This window comes from Sinomonas cyclohexanicum (genome assembly GCF_020886775.1).
GTDB classification, from domain to species: Bacteria; Actinomycetota; Actinomycetes; order Actinomycetales; family Micrococcaceae; genus Sinomonas; species Sinomonas cyclohexanicum.
On sequence record NZ_AP024525.1, the window covers coordinates 3281013 to 3297607 of the forward strand.

Sequence of the window (16595 nt, forward strand, 5' to 3'; positions counted from 1 at the left end):
AGTGACCCCTCGACGGGGAAGTGACCCCTCAGGGGAGGAGGCGGGCGTGAGGGAGGTGACTCCGGGCTGGGGACACGGGTCGGGGTCAGGCCTTGCGGTCCACCACTGCATCGGCGAAGGCGGCCAGGGAGTCCTTGACCACTCCCTCGGGGAGCGGCGCGAGCGCGGCCTTGGCCGCGTCGGCCCACTCCCGCGCCACGGCCCACGACTGGTCCGTCACCGGGTGCGAGGAGATCGCCGAGACGGCCTCGGCGAGGGCGTCGTCGCTCGAGAGGTCGCCGTCCACGAGGGCGAGGACGCGCTGGGCGGAGGCATCGCCGTCGGCCGCTGCACGGCGCAGCAGCAGGACGGGCAGGGTCGGCACGCCCTCGCGCAGGTCCGTCCCGGCGATCTTGCCGGAGGTGACCTTGCCGCCGGTCACGTCGATGACGTCGTCGGCGAGCTGGAATGCCACGCCGACCTTCTCGCCGTAGTCCACCAGCACGGACTCGTACTCGGCAGGCGCCCCGGAGAAGATGACGCCGAACTGGCCGGACGCGGCGATGAGCGAGCCGGTCTTGTCCGAGAGCACGGAGATGTAGTGCGCGAGCGGGTCCTCCCCCTCGCTCGGGCCCACGGTCTCGTGCAGCTGGCCGAGGCACAGCCGCTCGAACGTGCGCGCCTGGATCGACAGGGCCCGCCCGCCGAGATCGGAGACGAGGATCGAGGCGCGCGCAAAGATGAGGTCTCCCGCGAGGATCGCCACGGTGTTCCCCCACACCTCGTGGGCGGTGGGAGCGCCGCGGCGGTAGGGCGCGGAGTCCATGACGTCGTCGTGGTAGAGCGTCGCGAGGTGCGTGAGCTCCACGACGGCGGCCGCCTGGAGCACCTCGGCCCGGGCAGGGTCGCCGAGGTGCGAGGCGAGGATGGTCAGGAGCGGTCGCACGCGCTTGCCGCCAGCCTCCATGAGGTGCTTGCTCGTCGCGTCCGCGAGCGGGTCCGAGTTGGAGATGGCCTCGCGGAGCACCCGCTCGACGCGCGCCATGCTCGTGGTGATCGCAGGGCCCAGCTCGGCGTCCTCCGCAATGGCGGCAAAGCCCGCCGGCAGCTGCATGCCGACGGCGATCGCCGTCGTGGTGGGGGGCGGCTCAGCGGACTCGGGGCGGCCATGCCCCGCGTGCGTCCAGCGGCTGTCTGCAGATTCAGTCACGGGGTCAAGCCTAGCTTTCCGGGCGCGGCGCGGGCGCCGTGCGGGGTGGGACGGTGTTGGACGTGGCGGGGACGAGCCCCTCGAGGACCCGGATCGCGGCGTCCGGCAGGGTGGTGCCGGGCCGGTCGGTGAGGTTCGCGAGCAGCCGGACCACGAACCGCATGAGCGGCGGCACGGGCATGCCGGTGGCGAGCGCGGCCCGCATCACGGCCGGATGCCCGATGAGCGCGGCGAACGCGCGCCCGAGCGTGAAGTGGCTGCCCCACTCGCGTCGCACGCGGTCGGCGTACGCGTTCAGGCGACGGTCGACGTCGGCCTCCTCCGGCCGCGCCCGGCCCGCCGCGCGCTGGGCTGCTGCGGCGTCGACGAGGTACTGGGCGGCGAAGCGCGCCGACTCCATGGCGTACGAGATGCCCTCGCCGTTGAACGGGCTGACCATGCCGCCGGCGTCGCCGAGGAGCGCCATGCCGGGGACCACGTGCGGGGTGCGGTTGAAGCCCATGGGCAGGGCAGCGCCGCGGATGGGCCCGACCTGGTTCGCGTCGCTGAAGCCCCACTCCCCCGGCATGGCCGCGGTCCACTCGCGCAGCACCTGCCGGTAGTCGATCTTGCCGAACTCCTTGGACGAGTTGAGGATGCCCAGGCCCACGTTGCATGTCCCGTCCCCGACCCCGAACACCCAGCCGTAGCCGGGCAGCGGCTTGCCGTCGGCACCGGGGAGCTCGAGCCAGCCCTCCATCCAGTCGTCTTCGTGGCGGGGGCTCGTGAAGTAGGTGCGGTAGGCGACGCCGAGCGGCCGGTCGTCGCGCTTGGCCAGACCGCGGGACACGGCGGCGCGGGTCGAGTTGCCGTCGGCGGCGAGCACGACGTCGGCCCGGAACTCGCGCGTCTCACCGGTCTTCTTGCCCGACTCGTCGAGGAGGTGGGCGACGGCACCGACGACGCGGCCGCCGTCGTCCGTGAGCACCTCCGTGACCGAGTGCCCCTCGAGGATCCGCGCCCCGGCCGCGCGAGCGTGCTCCGCGAGGGCCTCGTCGAAGCCGAGGCGCGTGCGCACGAGCCCGTAGTCCGGGAAGCTCTCGAGGGCGGGCCAGGGCAGCTCGACCGTGCGGCCCCCGGCGATGAGGCGCAGGCCGCGGTTGCGACGCCAGCCGTCCTCGGCGGCGTGCGGGAGGCCCAGGAGCTGGATTTCCCGCACGGCGCGGGGCGTCAGCCCGTCCCCGCAGACCTTCTCACGAGGGAAGCGGGTCTTCTCGAGGACGGTGACGGGCACGCCCGAGCGGGCGAGGTAGTGGGCAGCGGTGGAGCCGGCGGGGCCGCCACCGATCACGAGTACTTCCATCCCGGTGCCCGTCAGTGGGCGGCAGAGCGGCGGGCGCGGCGCAGCTTGGCCGGGAGCATGCCCTCGGACGCGTGGACCGGCGGCGCGGGCTTGTGGGCCCGGTGCACCGCGACGATGCCGCCGGAGAGGTTCCGGTAGGTCACGTCGGTCCAGCCCGCGTCGGTGAGCCACGCGGCGAGGTTGTCCTGGTCCGGCCACGCCCGGATCGACTCGGCAAGGTACACGTACGCGTCCGGGTTGGAGGACGCGCGGCGCGCCACCTCGGGCAGGGCGCGCATGAGGTACTCGATGTACAGGGTGCGCCACAGCTGGTTGGTGGGCGTGGAGAACTCGGCGATGACGAGGCGGCCGCCGGGCTTGGCCACGCGCAGCATCTCGGCGAGCGCCTTCTTGGGCTCGTTGACGTTGCGCAGGCCGAAGCTGATGGTCACGGCGTCGAACGAGTTGTCCGCGAACGGCAGGTTGGTCGCGTCTCCGGCGATGAAGTCGATGTCCGGGCGGCGGCGCTTGCCCACCCGGAGCATGCCGAGGGAGAAGTCGCAGGCCACGACGTCCACACCGGCATCCGCGTACGGCTCGGACGAGGTGCCCGTCCCGGCGGCGAGGTCGAGGACGCGCTGGCCCGGGACGGCGTCGACCGCGTCCAGCACGACCTTCCGCCAGCGCCGGGTCTGCCCGAGCGAGAGGAGGTCGTTCATGACGTCGTACCGGGGTGCGACCTCGTCGAACATGGTGGCGACCTCGTCGGGCCGTTTCTCGAGGGATGCCCTCTTGCCTGCGCTGCTCACCCGCACCATTCTGCCAAACTTCAGAACCGCAGCAGGACCTTGGAGGAGCCGGTGCTGCGGTCCCCCGCGACGCGGAAGGCCTCGACGGCGTCCTCGGCGGCGAACTCGTGGGTCAGCATCGGCTCGACGTCGAGGCCCTCAGCCAGGTACAGCAGCGCCGTGGTGATCTCGTCGACGAAGCGGAACGTGCCGCGGTAGTCGACCTCGCGGAAGACGAGCTCGGCCAGGGAGACGCTCACGTCCCCGGCCGGAAGGTTGCCCACCTGGACCACCGTGCCTCCGCGCCTGACGGCGCGCAGGACGGCGGTGGTGGCCGCGGGCACCCCGGAGGCCTCGAAGACGACGTCGGTCGCGGGCAGGGTGCCGCCCTCGGCGAGGTTGACGGTCTCGTGGGCGCCCATGCGACGGGCGACGTCGAGGGAGCCGGCGGCGAGGTCAGCGGCGACCACGTGGGCCGCGCCGGCCTTGCGGGCTGCGGCGACGACGAGCGCGCCGATCGGGCCGGCGCCGTTGACCAGCACGGTCCTCCCGCGGAGGTCTGCGTCGGTGCCGCACGCGCGGTTGACCGCGTGGATCGCGACGCCGAGCGGCTCGGCGACGGCCGCGAGGCGCGTGCTCACGCCCTCGGGCACGGCGCGCAGCTGGTCCGCGGGGACCACCGTGCGGGCAGAGAAGGCCCCCTCGGTGTGGGGGTGGGATGCGGCCGAGCCGAGGTAGGCCACGGAACCGCACAGGTTCGGCCGGCCCGCGGCGCAGTACTCGCACTCGCCGCACACGGTGGCCGGGTGGACCGCGACGGCCTGCCCTACCTCGAAGCCGGTCACGGCCTCCCCGAGCGCGTCGATGCGGCCGGCGACCTCGTGGCCGAGGACCATGGGCTCGCGCAGGATGCTGAGCCCGGCGGCGCCGTGCTTGACGTAGTGGATGTCGCTGCCGCAGATGCCCCCGTACTCGACGACCACCACGGCGTCATGCGGGCCCGGCTCCCGCTCGGCGACGGGATCGAGACGCAGGTCCCCTGCGGCGTGGACGACGACGGCGATGCTCACGGGGCCTCCCTGTACAACATGATGAACACTGTTCAGTGTATCGCCCGGAGGGTGGCGTCACCATGCCCGGCCGGCCGCGCGCCCGCGCCGTGCGCGGCGCGGACTGCACTTGAGTACTCTTGACCCATCATGAAGGATCCCTTGCGCGCGCTCACGGTCGATCTGGGCCCGATCGATGGGGGCGCGATCGATCTGGGCAACTGCCTGATCGTCCCGGACGCGCAGTGCTGGATCCGGCGCGGCGAGGGGCAGGTGGGCTTCGGCGAGGCCGCACGCTTCACCGTGACAGGCCCAGACCGCTTCATCGAGGCCGAGGCCTGGTGGAAGCAGGTCACGCTCGAGGCGGACGTCCGCGACGACGTGCAGCACGCCGGCACCGGGCTCCTCGCATTCGGCAGCTTCGCATTCTCCAAGACGTCCCGGTACGCCTCGCGCCTCATGGTCCCGGAGCTCGTGGTGGGCGTCCGCGACGGGCGCGCGTGGGCCACGCTGGCGACCACCGGCGGCCGCCGGCCCAGCGAGGACGAGGTGCGCGGCGCCGTCGTGCGCACGCTCGGCCCGGACGCGGAGCAACGCACGACGCCGCCCCCCGCCTCGGCGGGGCACGGCCCGGTCACGCTCGGGCTCGGGGCCCTCGGCGAGCAGCGCTGGATGGATGCCGTGGCCGCGGGGGTGTCGCGCATTGCGGCGGGCGAGCTCGAGAAGCTAGTGCTCGCGCGGGACATCGTCGTGGAGGACGCCGGCGGCATCGCCCGCCCCGAGGTTCTGCGGCGGCTCACCCAGTCCTACGGGGACACATGGGTGTACGGCGTGGACGGGCTGGTGGGCGCCACCCCGGAGATGCTCATCCAGGTCGCGGGTCGGACCGCGCAGGCCCGGGTCCTCGCCGGCACCCTGGACCGGCGCGAGGCGGACGGCAAGGGCGTCGAGTACGCGGAACGGGTCCTGGCCGGCTCGCCGAAGCAGAGGCACGAGCACGAGATCGCCATCCAGTCGCTCACCACGGCCCTCGAGCCGTTCTCCGAGGCCATGAACGCGCACGACGAGCCGTTCATCCTCGAACTGCCCAACGTGTTCCACCTCGCCTCGGACGTCAAGGCCGAGCTGGCCGACGTCGAGGGGCACGTGCCGACCTCGCTGGCGCTCATCAACGCGCTGCATCCCACGGCGGCCGTGTGCGGCACGCCCACCGCGGTGGCCGGGGCCCTCATCCGCGAACTCGAGGGCATGGACCGGGGGCCCTACGCCGGTCCCGTGGGCTGGCTGGACGCGGCGGGGAACGGCGAGTGGGGCATCGCGCTGCGCGGCGGGGTCATCGAGTCACCGAGCGCCATGCGGCTGTACGCCGGCTGCGGGATCGTCGAGGCATCGGATCCGGCGGCGGAGCTCGCCGAGACGTGGGCGAAGTTCCGGCCGATGCTCGAGGCGCTGGGCATCGAGCGCTGAGCCGCCACGGCGTGACGCGAGTCACCCGAGTCTGGGATCCCGGAAACCCGGTCGCACTACGGGCTTGATTCCCCCTCCCGCATGTTGTCCAATGGTGAAACATAAGTTGCCTGTGATGCACATCTCATCTGGCCCGGACAGGGTTAGGATGGGACGTCGCATTAGCACTCCGGACCCGTACCTGAGAAGTAAAGGTAGAGATATGACATTCTCCGCGAAGCTCGCGGCCAAGGGCGCTGCCGTCCTCGCCGTCGGTGCACTGGCCCTCACGGCCTGCACCAACGCCTCTGAGACCGGCGGCGGAGCGAAGCCCTCTGGCTCGTCCTCGGCGGCCTCGTTCGACCCGAGCACGGTGGCCAAGGACGATTCGCTCGCGTCGCAGGTCCCCGCCGCGATCAAGTCCAGCGGCACCCTCCGCGTGGGCTCCGACACGAGCTACGCCCCCGCCGAGTTCCTCGGCGGTGCCGACAACCACACGGCCATGGGCTACGACGTGGACCTCGCGAAGGCGATCGGCGCAACGCTTGGCCTCAAGACGGACGTCCAGACGGCGGATTTCACGGGCATCCTCCCCGCGCTCGGCCCCAAGTACGACCTCGGCATCAGCTCCTTCACGATCAACAAGGAGCGGCTCCAGGCAGTCAACTTCGTGAGCTACTTCAACGCCGGCACGTCGTGGGCGGTCCAGAAGGGCAACCCGAAGAAGTTCTCGCTCGATGACGTCTGCGGAAAGACGATCGGCGTCCAGACCGGCACGGTCCAGGAGGACCCGGACCTCAAGGACCGCAACGCGAAGTGCACCGCTGCCGGCAAGCCGGCCATCAACATCGTCTCGCTCAAGGCGCAGACGGACCTCAACACCCGCCTCGTGAACGGCAGCCTCGACGCGATGGCCGCGGACTCGCCGATCATCGGCTACGCGATCCAGCAGACCAACGGCGCCGTCGAGAAGATCGGCGACACGTACGACGCGGCGCCGCAGGGCATCGCGGTCGCCAAGAGCGACACCGCGCTGGCCGATCTCATCCAGAAGGTCGTGACCAAGCTCATGGCCGATGGCACCTACAAGAAGATCCTCGACACGTGGAACAACTCCGAGGGCGCCATCACCAAGTCTGAAGTCAACCCCACGCCTACCTCGTGACTACCATGACCACTCATCGAACGGACACCCCAGAAGCCGTCAAGGGCGGCGCGCCGGAACTGATCAAGGCGGTCCCGGTGCGCCACCCGTGGCGGTGGGTGGGTGCGGCCGTCATCCTCATCATCGTGGCCCTGATCATCCAGAGCCTGGCCACGAATCCGAACTTCCACTGGGACACGTTCGCCCTGTACGTCCTGGACGTGAACGTGGTCCGGGGCGTCGGCTGGACGCTGCTGCTGACCATCCTGTCGATGGTCCTGGCGATCGCCCTAGCGGTCCTGCTGGCCTTCATGCGGCAGTCGGACAACCCGATCTTCCGCTGGTCCTCGTGGTTCTGGGTCTGGTTCTTCCGCGGCACCCCCGTGTACACCCAGCTCATCTTCTGGGGCCTGGTCTCGGTGCTCTACCCCAAGCTCAGCGTCGGCGTCCCCTTCGGCCCCGAGCTGTTCTCCTTCACCACCCAGGACCTCCTCAACGCCTTCTGGGCCGCGGTGCTGGGCCTGGGCCTGAACGAGTCCGCGTACCTCGCCGAGATCTTCCGCGCCGGCCTGAAGTCCGTGGACCGGGGCCAGATGGAGGCCGCCGAGGCCCTGGGCATGCGCCGGCAGAAGATCATGTGGCGCATCATCCTGCCCCAGGCCATGCGCGTGATCGTCCCCCCGACCGGCAACGAGACGATCGGCATGCTCAAGACCACCTCCCTGGTCCTGGCGGTGCCCTTCACCCTCGACCTGACCTTCGTGACCAACACCCTCGCCAACCGCACGTACCTGCCCATCCCGCTGCTGGTCGTCGCCGCGTTCTGGTACCTGCTCGTCACCAGCATCCTCATGGTCGGCCAGCACTACATCGAGAAGCACTACGGCAAGGGCGTGGACAACCTCGTCCCAGCCGCGACGGTGAACCCGGCAGCGGCCAAGGCCGCAGGCGCGGGCCTCGGCCCGGCCGGGGAAACCATGCCCGGCGGCCCCACCGTCACCGGCAACGACATCGAGGAGAGCGGACGATGAGCGCACCAGCCACCCAGGGCACCCATCACCTCGCCCCCGGCGCCAAGGACCTGGTCAGGATCGAGGGCGTGCACAAGTACTTCGGCCAGCACCACGTGCTCCGGGGCATCGACATGACCGTCAAGAACGGTGAGGTCGCCGTGCTGATCGGCCCCTCCGGGTCCGGCAAGTCGACCCTCCTGCGCTGCATCAACCACCTCGAAACGATCAGTGCAGGGCGCATCAGCGTCGACGGGGAGCTCATCGGCTACCGCGAGCACGGCGGCAAGCTCCACGAGCTCACCGTCAAGGACATCGCCCGCCAGCGCCGCAACATCGGCATGGTGTTCCAGCGGTTCAACCTCTTCGGCCACAAGACCGCCCTGGAGAACGTCATCGAGGCACCCACCCAGGTCAAGGGCCAGAGCAAGGCCACCGCGAAGAAGCGGGCGCTGGAGCTCCTCGACCAGGTCGGGCTGTCCGACCGGGCCAACCACTACCCGGCCCAGCTGTCCGGCGGCCAGCAGCAGCGTGTGGCCATCGCCCGGGCACTGGCGATGGAGCCCGAGCTCATGCTCTTCGACGAGCCCACCTCTGCCCTGGACCCCGAGCTCGTCGGCGACGTCCTCAACGTCATGAAGGATCTCGCCAAGTCCGGCATGACCATGATCGTGGTCACCCACGAGATCGGATTCGCCCGCGAGGTCGGCGACACGCTCACGTTCATGGACGGCGGCGTCGTCGTCGAATCGGGCAACCCGCGGGACGTCATCGCCAACCCCCAGCACGAGCGCACCCAGGCCTTCCTCAGCAAGGTCCTCTGAGCACTCATCTCACCGGGAAGTGACCCCTCAACCCAGACCCCTCAACCCAGGTTGAGGGGTCACTTCCCGGTTGAGGGGTCACTTCCCTGTTGAGGGGTCTTCCCCGTGCGAATCAGTTGTACCCGAGCCGGTCCTGCGGGGCGAGGGAATCCGCCACCGCCGCCTTGATCCGCTCGTGCAGCGCGCGCAGCCCGCTGCGGTCCACCCTGGCCTCGATGATCTCGCGCCCCGCCCGCCGTGGGGCCGAGAGCGCGTCGGCGGCCTCCGCCGTCGTGCGCACGAGCGTGTGCCGCACCCCGTACGCCGCGGCGAGCGCGCGCAGGTCGGCGCGGTGCGGGGTGCCGAAGAGGCGCTCGACGGCGACCGCCGCGCCCGGGTGCCCTGGTTCGCCGCCCACGCGGCCGTGCTCGAGGAGGCCGAAGATCGCCCCGCCGGCGTCGTTGAGCACGACGACGCGCAGCTCGGGTTCCGCTTCCCCCTCGCCGAGGAGGAGCCCGCCGGCGTCGTGCAGGAGGGTCACGTCACCGAGGAACACGGTGGTCTCGACCCGGCGGCCGAGCCACAGGCCGCTGGCCGTGGAGACGGTGCCATCGATCCCCGACAGGCCGCGGTTGGCGAAGACGCGCGCGCCGGGCTGCGGAGCGGGGGGTGCCGCGAGGTCCACGTCCCGGATGCCGTTCGAGGAGCCCAGCATGAGCTGCCCGCGGGCGTTCTCCCACACGAGCTGCGCGAGCCGCGGCCCGGTGAGGGTCCCGGTGCCGGCGAGCGTCCGGTCCACGGCCTCCTGGGCGGCGGCACCGGCGAGGAGCCACGCGTCGAGCCAGCCCTCGGCGCCCCGCCCGGCGAAGTCGGAGAGCACGTCGAGGTCCTCGATGAGCCGCTCGCGCCGCTTGCCCTCACGGAACCAGGCCGCCGGACGCGCGTGGTACAGCGCGGTCTGGACGCCCTCGCGGGCCAGCAGCCTCGTGACCGGGCGGGACAGCGTGGGCCGCCCGAACAGGACCACCCGCTCGATCCGGTCCCCCGGCGAGGCGTCGAGCAGGAGCCGGTACGGGCCCACCGCGTGGCCTCCGAACCGGGCATTTGAACTCGGCTCCGCGAGCAGCGGCAGGCCGTGCGCGGCGGCGAACGCCTCCGCGAGCGGGCCCGCGCCGTGTCCCGCGAGGACCACGGTGCGGCGCGGGGGCAGTCCGCCCAGCGCTCCCACCGGCGGACGGCGGTATGCGTACGGCTGCACGGGCGGCGCGTCCCAGCCGCCCAGCGGCGGCTCCCACCCGTCGTCGGGCGCGAGCGGCTCGCGGAAGCACAGGTTCAGCTGGACGGGCCCCGCGGGCACGCCCTCGAGAGCGCCGGTCGCCGCGGAGAGGGCCGTGCGGACGGAGGACGACGGCGACGCGCCCGCCTGGACGCTCGCCGCGAACCGCACGTGGTCACCGAAGAGGTCGAACTGGTCCGTCGTCTGGTTCGCCCCCGTGCCGTGGAGTTCCTCGGGCCGGTCCGCCGAGAGCACGACGAGCGGGACCTCCGCATGGTTCGCCTCCATCACGGCGGGCACGAGGTTCCCGACCGCCGAGCCGCTCGTGGTGACGACCGCCGTCGGGCGCCCGGAGGAGAGCGCCGCGCCGAGCGCCGTGAAGCCGCCCGCCCGCTCGTCGATCCTGACCGCGAGCTCGAGGTGGCCGCGGCCCTCGGCCTCGGCGAGCGCATACGCGAGCGGCGCACTGCGGGACCCGGGGCACACGACGACACAGCGGACGCCGCCCGCGAGCAGCTCGTTGACTGCTTCGCGGGCGGCATCGAGGGAACTCAGGGGACTCACCCTCCCATCGTAGGGTTTCGGGTGCGACGGGCCAGCCAATTCTTCGCGTGGACCGCTGGGAAGACCCGGACCACGGACGCGGGCGGGGGCGCACTGCGACCAGCCGCGGCGGCGAGCCCGGGCGTTGTCGGATGGTGCTGGCAGACTGGCCCCATGACGCCGCCCACGCCGTCCACCGCCGAGCACCGCCGCCTCGCCGAGTCCCCCGGCGCCACCGACCCGTGGCGCCTCTGGGGGCCCTACGTCTCCGGCCGGCAGTGGGGCACCGTCCGCGAGGACTACTCCGCCGACGGCAACGCCTGGGACTTCTTCCCGTTCGACCACGCCCACCGCCGCGCCTACCGATGGGGGGAGGACGGGATCGCGGGCCTATGTGACCGGTTTGGGTTCCTCAACCTCGGCGTGGCGCTGTGGAACGGGAAGGATGACCGGCTCAAGGAGCGCTACTTCGGCCTCACCAACGGGGAAGGGAACCACGGCGAGGACGTCAAGGAGCACTGGTGGCAGCTCGACGCGACGCCCACCCACTCCTGGGCGAGGTCCCTGTACCGCTACCCCCAGGCCGCGTACCCATACGAGGACCTCGTGCACACCAACGGCACCCTGCCCCGCACCGCCGAGGAGTACGAGCTCTCCGACACCGGCATCCTCGCGGAGAACCGCTTCTTCGACATCGAGACCGTGCACGCGAAGGCCTCCCCCGACGACGTCTGCGTGACCGTCACCGCCACGAACCACGGGCCCGACCCGGCCCCGCTGGACCTCCTCGTCCAGCTGTGGTTCCGCAACACGTGGGCGTGGGGGCGCGACGACCGGGTCCCCACGATCCGCCGGCTCCGGGCGCCGGAGCTCTCCCCCGGCGGCGTCGTGGCCGTCGAGGCGAACCACGGGTTCCTGGGCCGCTACATCCTCGCCGCGGACTCGGGCGGGCCGCTGGGCGCGCCCGAGGCACTGTTCTGCGACAACGAGGGCAACAATGCCGCCCTCTTCGACGGTGGCGAGAACCGCTCGCCGCACCCGAAGGACGCGGTGGACGCCGCCGTCGTGCGCGGTGACCGCTCGCTGCTCAACCCGGCCGAGACCGGGACAAAGGCGGCACTGCGGTGGCACGCGGACGCGGTTGCGCCCGGCGCGAGCGTGGCCGTCCGGCTGCGGCTCACCGGGGACATGCTGCCTGCGGACCCGTTCGGCGACGGGTTCAGCGACGTCCTCGCCGACCGCGAGCGCGAGGCGGACGAGTTCTACGCCGCCGTCATCCCAGAACGCACGACGGCGGCCGACGCCTTCGTGGCGCGGCGCGCCTTCGCGGGGCTGCTGTGGGGGAAGCAGCACTACCGGTACTCCGTGCGGGAGTGGCTCGAGGGCGATCCCGCCTCTCCCCCACCGCCCGCCCAGCGGCGCGGCCCGAGCGGCCGCAACACGTCGTGGCGCAACGTGGCCCTCGCGGACGTGATCAGCATGCCGGACGAATGGGAGTACCCGTGGTTCGCCTCGTGGGACCTCGCGTTCCACTGCGTCGCCCTGGCCCATGTCGACGCGGACTTCGCGAAGGAGCAGCTCGTGCTGCTCTGCCGCGAGTGGGCCATGCACCCGGACGGGCAGCTGCCCGCGTACGAGTGGGCCTTCGGGGACGTCAACCCTCCCGTGCATGCGTGGGCCGCGTGGCAGGTGTACCAGCTCGACGGCGCCCGGGACACGGACTTCCTCATGCGGGTCTTCGCGAAGCTCCTGCTCAACTTCTCATGGTGGGTGAACCGCAAGGACGCGGACGGGTCCAACCTGTTCGAGGGCGGCTTCCTCGGGATGGACAACATCGGGCTCTTCGACCGGTCGAAGGACCTGCCCGCGGGGCACCGGCTGGAGCAGTCGGACGCGACGAGCTGGATGGGGTTCTACTGCCTCACCATGATGCGGATCGCGCTCGAGCTTGCCCGCGAGGACCGTGTGTGGGACGACCTCGCGACCAAGTTCCTCGAGCACTTCCTCGGCATCGCGGAGGCCATGGACACCTTCGGCAGCTCCGGGGTGTCCCTGTGGGACGAGAACGATGGCTTCTTCTACGACGTGCTGCTCGCCTCCGACGGGTCACAGCAGCTGCTGCCGGTGCGTTCCATGGTGGGTCTCCTGCCGCTCCTCGCCGTGGCGGTGGCCCCGGGGGCGGGCACGGACGCCGCGCCGGACTTCGTGCAGGCCCTGCACTGGCTGCAGCGGCACCGGCCGGACGAGACGGACGCCCTCATCCGCGCCGGGGACGGCGGGGCGACCCTCGCGATCCTCCACGGCGACCGGCTCGAGCGGGTGCTGGCCCGGGTGTTCGACGAGGGCGAGTTCCTCTCGCCCTATGGGCTGCGGTCCGTCTCGGCCGCGTACCGCGAGCCGCTGACAGTGCAGGTCGCGGGACAGCCGATGTCCATCGCGTACCTTCCCGGCGAGTCCGACTCGGGCCTCTTCGGCGGGAACTCGAACTGGCGCGGGCCGGTGTGGTTCCCCGTGAACGTGCTCGTCGCGGACGCGCTCTCGGTCTACGCCCAGGGCTCCGGTGCCGGGCTCATGGTTGAGCTGCCCACGGGTTCGGGCCGGCGGATCCCGCTGGCGGACGCAGCCCGCGAGCTCGAGGATCGGCTCGTGCGGCTGTTCCGGCCCGTTGCCGGGACGGACGGAAGCGGCCGCCGTCCGGGCACGCCGCGGCACCATCCGTCCGGACCGCTGTGGGACGCGCATCCCACGTTCAGCGAGTACTTCCACGGGGACACGGGCGTCGGGCTCGGGGCCTCGCACCAGACCGGCTGGACGGCCATGGTGGCGCACCTCATCTGCCGCCGCTGACCCCGGTTCTGAGGGGCACCTCCTGGGGGTCACCTCCTGCGGGTCACCCGCAGGATGTGACCTCCAGAAGCTGACTCTTAGACGGGAGGGGGCGGGGATCAGGGGGTCAGGAGTGGCGGGCGGCGCCGGCGAGGACGGCGTGGCAGCGGCGGAGCCGCTCGAGCCACCACTGGCGCCGGTCGGCCGGCGCTGCGAACCGCTCGAGCAGCTCGGGATCCGGGGTCGCACGCTCCATGAGGGAGTCCGCCGGCAGGGAGCCGCCGTCCGGCACGAGGGGCGGGCGCACGACGTCGTGCGCGAACAGCGCGCCGGTACCCAGACCGCACGCGTGGGGCAGCGACGGGAGCGCGGCCGCGAGTGCGACGCCCGCGGCGAGCCCCACCGACGTGTCCAGCGCCGAGCTCACGACGGCGGGCAGCCCCGCCTCCCGCACGATCTCGAGCGCACGCCGGACCCCGCCGAGCGGCGCGGCCTTGACGATGATGAGGTCCGCGGCGCGGGCACGGGCCACTCGGAGGGGGTCGTCGGCCTTGCGGACGGCCTCGTCGGCGGCGATCCGCACGGGCGTGCCGCGGGCCTCGAGCAGCGCCCTGACCTCGGCGAGCCCGTTGATCCCGGGCACCGGCTGCTCGGCGTACTCGAGGCTGAACTCGCCGAGCCTGCTGAGGGCCTCGACGGCCTCGGCCACGCTCCACCCCGCGTTCGCGTCGACCCGCAGGTCCGCCTCGGGGAGGGCGTCGCGCACGGCGGCGACGCGCGCGACGTCGTCCGCGAGCGACTGGCCGCGCTCCGCGACCTTGACCTTCACGGCCTGCACGGGCCCGAACGCCGCGAGCACATCACGCACCTGGCCCGCCGGAACCGCCGGGACCGTCGCGTTCACGGGCACCCGCGCGCGCACGGGCTCGGGGAACCCCTCCCATGCGGCCTCGATCCCGGACGCGAGCCAGCGCGAGGCCTCGGCGTCGTCGTACTCGAGGAACGGCGAGAACTCGCCCCACCCGGCCGGGCCGCGCAGCAGCAGCGCCTCCCGCTCGGTCACGCCGCGGAACCTCACGGTCATCGGCAGGCGCACGACGGCGATGCTCGCCTCGAGCTCGGAGAGGTCCGGCAGCGCAGGGGTCGGGGCAGTGCTCATGCGCCCACTGTAAGCACGGCGCCGGCGAGCGCGGCCCACGAGGCGACCCCCGCAAGCGCGATGACGGCCGCGAACGCGACGAGCCACACCGCCGAGGGCACACCGGTCTTGCGGGCCAGGATGTATGCGTCCGAGCTGCCGAGCTCGTGTCGCCGGCCGGTGTGGACGGTCACGACGTTCCACCAGTCGCGGGCCGCCCCGAGCACGAGCGCGAGGCCCACGGCGAGCGTGAGATGGCCCTGGACGTCCGGCGGGACGGCCACCACCACTGCCACCACCGTGGCCAGCGCGCCGACGAGGATCAGCACGCCCGCGAGATTGCGGATAAACAGGAACACCAGTGCCAACAGCACCACGGACACGGAGAGCGCGGCCCGTCCCCAGCCCGCCGCGGACGCCCACACGAGCGCCGCACCGACCACCGCCGGCGAAGGGTAGCCCCAGAACCCGAACCACACCGCGCGGCCGCGGCCCACACCGTGGGTGGTGCCGCCCTGGTCCAGGCGCAGGGTGATGCCGGTGACCCGCATGCCCGTGGCCAGGCCAGCGAACGCGTGCCCGAGCTCGTGCACGATCGTGACGAACCTCCCGAAGAACCGCCATAGCAGCGGCACCACACACAGGGCCGCGGCGGTGCCGAGCACGAGCGCGAGCTCCCACGGCGGCACCACGAGGGAGCCCGTGCGGGAGAACCCCTGCACGAACGCGTCGACGAACGTCTGCCACCACTGCTGCACCACGCACTCGAGGGTAGTGGACGGGACTGGGAAGAGTCCGGCCCCATCCGTCACGGGACCGCACACGTGTCAGGTACACTGCGGCCATGACCCGCAAGGCCACAGCCCTCGACGTCGCGCGCCGCGCCGGCGTGTCCCGCAGCGCCGTCTCGCTCGTGCTCAACGGGCGCGGAGACGGCAATGTGGCCAAGGAGGCGCAGGAGCGGATCCTCGCGGCCGCCGCGGAACTGAGCTACACGCCCAACACGATCGCGCGGAGCCTGCGGGACCAGCGCTCGCACGTCATCGGAGTCGTCTCCGACCAGGCGGTCACGAGCCCGTTCGACGGCGAGATCATCGCCGGCGCGGACGCCGTGGCCCGCAGCCGTGGCTTCGTGACGCTCGCGACCGACACCGAGCAGGACGCCGTTCGCGACCTCGACGCCGTGCGCACCCTGCTGGACCGCCAGGTCGACGGGCTCATCTACGTCACCGTGGGCCTGCACGAGCTGCATGTCCCGGACGGCATGCTCAGCGTCCCGTCGGCCCTCGCGAACTGCTACGCCTCGGCCGACTCCCCCGGCGCCGCCGCGGCCCTCCCCTCGATCCAGCCCGACGAGGTGGCCGGCGGGCGCGATGCTGCGGCCCACCTCATCGCGCTCGGCCACCGCCGCATCGCGTTCCTGGGCGGCGAGTACTCGTCCCCGGCGGTCGCGCTGCGCGAGACCGGGTTCCGGGCGGCAATGGCCGGGGCAGGCCTGCCGGTGCGCGAGGATTGGGTCATCGAGGCCGGGTGGGACATCGCGCCCGGGTACCGCGCGGCGTCGGCCCTGCTCTCGGCCCCCGCCGGCGAGCGCCCCACCGCCCTCCTCGCCGGCAACGACCGTGCCGCGATCGGCGTGGTCCTCGCCGCGGCGCATCTCGGGCTCGAGGTCCCCCGCGACCTCTCGGTCATGGGCTACGACGACGAGCGCCGTGTCGCCGAGGTCATGGTCCCGCCGCTGAGCACGGTCGCGCTGCCCCTGCGGCGCATCGGCGAGGAGTCGATGCGCGCCGTCCTCGACGCGCTCGACTCCGGCACCTCCTCCGCGCCGCGGACGACGCCGGGCGGCGGCTCGGCCGCGCGGCCGGCGGTGCCGCTGCTGGTCCCCTGCCGGCTCGTGGAGCGCGAGTCGACTGGCCCCGTCCCCGCCCGTTGAGGGGTCACATCCCCCCTACCCGGCCGGTCGAGGAGTCACGTCCACCCCGTCGAGGAGTCAGATCCGCCAGGCTCGGGAGTCGATGTCCTCACAATGGCCCTTGGGATCTGACCCCTCAACAGGGTA

13 protein-coding genes are annotated in these 16595 nt (G+C 72.3%); 6 read left to right on the top strand and 7 right to left on the bottom strand.

All coding sequences use genetic code 11. The annotated features are described in order from the left end of the window. Positions 1–85: 85 nt before the first annotated feature. The 4 genes from SCMU_RS15580 to SCMU_RS15595 form a co-directional block, all read right to left on the bottom strand. Positions 86–1189 (bottom strand): polyprenyl synthetase family protein, encoded by a 1104-nt coding sequence (locus SCMU_RS15580; RefSeq protein WP_229230018.1) that lies wholly within the window; start codon positions 1187–1189, stop codon positions 86–88. A gap of 10 nt (positions 1190–1199) precedes the next feature. Continuing rightward, the gene (locus SCMU_RS15585) at positions 1200–2531 is read right to left on the bottom strand and encodes a geranylgeranyl reductase family protein (protein ID WP_229230019.1); all 1332 of its coding nucleotides are present in this window, start codon (positions 2529–2531) and stop codon (positions 1200–1202) included. Between the two features lie 11 nt (positions 2532–2542). Further along, the gene (locus SCMU_RS15590; protein ID WP_443020336.1) at positions 2543–3262 is read right to left on the bottom strand and encodes a demethylmenaquinone methyltransferase; all 720 of its coding nucleotides are present in this window, start codon (positions 3260–3262) and stop codon (positions 2543–2545) included. A gap of 77 nt (positions 3263–3339) precedes the next feature. Next, positions 3340–4368 carry an L-idonate 5-dehydrogenase gene (locus SCMU_RS15595; protein WP_229230020.1) on the bottom strand — a complete coding sequence of 343 codons (1029 nt, stop codon included), beginning with the start codon at positions 4366–4368 and terminating at the stop codon, positions 3340–3342. A gap of 129 nt (positions 4369–4497) precedes the next feature. Here SCMU_RS15595 and SCMU_RS15600 point away from each other — a divergent pair, with 129 nt between their 5' ends. The 4 genes from SCMU_RS15600 to SCMU_RS15615 all read left to right on the top strand — a co-directional run bounded on the left by SCMU_RS15600 (position 4498) and on the right by SCMU_RS15615 (position 8771). Continuing rightward, positions 4498–5814 (top strand): isochorismate synthase, encoded by a 1317-nt coding sequence (locus SCMU_RS15600; protein ID WP_229230021.1) that lies wholly within the window; start codon positions 4498–4500, stop codon positions 5812–5814. A gap of 202 nt (positions 5815–6016) precedes the next feature. Then, a complete protein-coding gene (locus SCMU_RS15605) occupies positions 6017–6958 on the top strand; it encodes an ABC transporter substrate-binding protein (RefSeq protein ID WP_229230022.1) in 942 nt (313 codons plus the stop codon). Positions 6959–6963: 5 nt separating this feature from the next. Continuing rightward, positions 6964–7968, top strand: coding sequence for an amino acid ABC transporter permease (locus SCMU_RS15610; protein ID WP_229230023.1), 1005 nt, complete (start codon positions 6964–6966; stop codon positions 7966–7968). Beyond that, positions 7965–8771, top strand: coding sequence for an amino acid ABC transporter ATP-binding protein (locus SCMU_RS15615; RefSeq protein ID WP_274602878.1), 807 nt, complete (start codon positions 7965–7967; stop codon positions 8769–8771). Before SCMU_RS15610 ends, SCMU_RS15615 begins: the two co-directional genes overlap by 4 nt. Before the next feature lie 112 nt (positions 8772–8883). Here SCMU_RS15615 and menD read toward each other — a convergent pair whose 3' ends face one another. Further along, positions 8884–10590 (bottom strand): 2-succinyl-5-enolpyruvyl-6-hydroxy-3-cyclohexene-1-carboxylic-acid synthase, encoded by a 1707-nt coding sequence (menD, locus tag SCMU_RS15620; RefSeq protein ID WP_229230024.1) that lies wholly within the window; start codon positions 10588–10590, stop codon positions 8884–8886. Positions 10591–10743: 153 nt separating this feature from the next. Between menD and SCMU_RS15625 the strand changes: the two genes are divergently transcribed. After that, the gene (locus tag SCMU_RS15625; RefSeq protein ID WP_229230025.1) at positions 10744–13416 is read left to right on the top strand and encodes an MGH1-like glycoside hydrolase domain-containing protein; all 2673 of its coding nucleotides are present in this window, start codon (positions 10744–10746) and stop codon (positions 13414–13416) included. A 106-nt stretch (positions 13417–13522) separates the two neighbouring features. Here the strand turns inward: SCMU_RS15625 and SCMU_RS15630 are convergent, their stop codons facing one another. Then, on the bottom strand, positions 13523–14554 hold the full coding sequence (locus SCMU_RS15630) for an o-succinylbenzoate synthase (protein WP_229230026.1): 1032 nt from the start codon (positions 14552–14554) through the stop codon (positions 13523–13525). Then, complete coding sequence (locus tag SCMU_RS15635) at positions 14551–15294, bottom strand: M50 family metallopeptidase (protein WP_229230027.1); 744 nt, start codon at positions 15292–15294, stop codon at positions 14551–14553. The genes SCMU_RS15630 and SCMU_RS15635 overlap by 4 nt, the downstream gene beginning before the upstream one ends. Before the next feature lie 83 nt (positions 15295–15377). Here SCMU_RS15635 and SCMU_RS15640 point away from each other — a divergent pair, with 83 nt between their 5' ends. Then, positions 15378–16469: a LacI family DNA-binding transcriptional regulator gene (locus tag SCMU_RS15640; RefSeq protein WP_229230028.1), complete on the top strand. Its 1092-nt coding sequence runs from the start codon at positions 15378–15380 to the stop codon at positions 16467–16469. Positions 16470–16595: the final 126 nt, after the last annotated feature.

Excerpts from the sequence above, each read along its gene's own strand:
- SCMU_RS15585 (WP_229230019.1), bottom strand. The coding sequence starts at position 2,531 with ATGGAAGTACTCGTGATCGGTGGCGGCCCCGCCGGCTCCACCGCTGCC.
- SCMU_RS15590 (WP_443020336.1), bottom strand. The coding sequence starts at position 3,262 with ATGTTCGACGAGGTCGCACCCCGGTACGACGTCATGAACGACCTCCTC.
- SCMU_RS15600 (WP_229230021.1), top strand. The coding sequence starts at position 4,498 with ATGAAGGATCCCTTGCGCGCGCTCACGGTCGATCTGGGCCCGATCGAT.
- SCMU_RS15605 (WP_229230022.1), top strand. The coding sequence starts at position 6,017 with ATGACATTCTCCGCGAAGCTCGCGGCCAAGGGCGCTGCCGTCCTCGCC.
- SCMU_RS15610 (WP_229230023.1), top strand. The coding sequence starts at position 6,964 with ATGACCACTCATCGAACGGACACCCCAGAAGCCGTCAAGGGCGGCGCG.
- SCMU_RS15615 (WP_274602878.1), top strand. The coding sequence starts at position 7,965 with ATGAGCGCACCAGCCACCCAGGGCACCCATCACCTCGCCCCCGGCGCC.
- SCMU_RS15625 (WP_229230025.1), top strand. The coding sequence starts at position 10,744 with ATGACGCCGCCCACGCCGTCCACCGCCGAGCACCGCCGCCTCGCCGAG.
- SCMU_RS15630 (WP_229230026.1), bottom strand. The coding sequence starts at position 14,554 with ATGAGCACTGCCCCGACCCCTGCGCTGCCGGACCTCTCCGAGCTCGAG.
- SCMU_RS15640 (WP_229230028.1), top strand. The coding sequence starts at position 15,378 with ATGACCCGCAAGGCCACAGCCCTCGACGTCGCGCGCCGCGCCGGCGTG.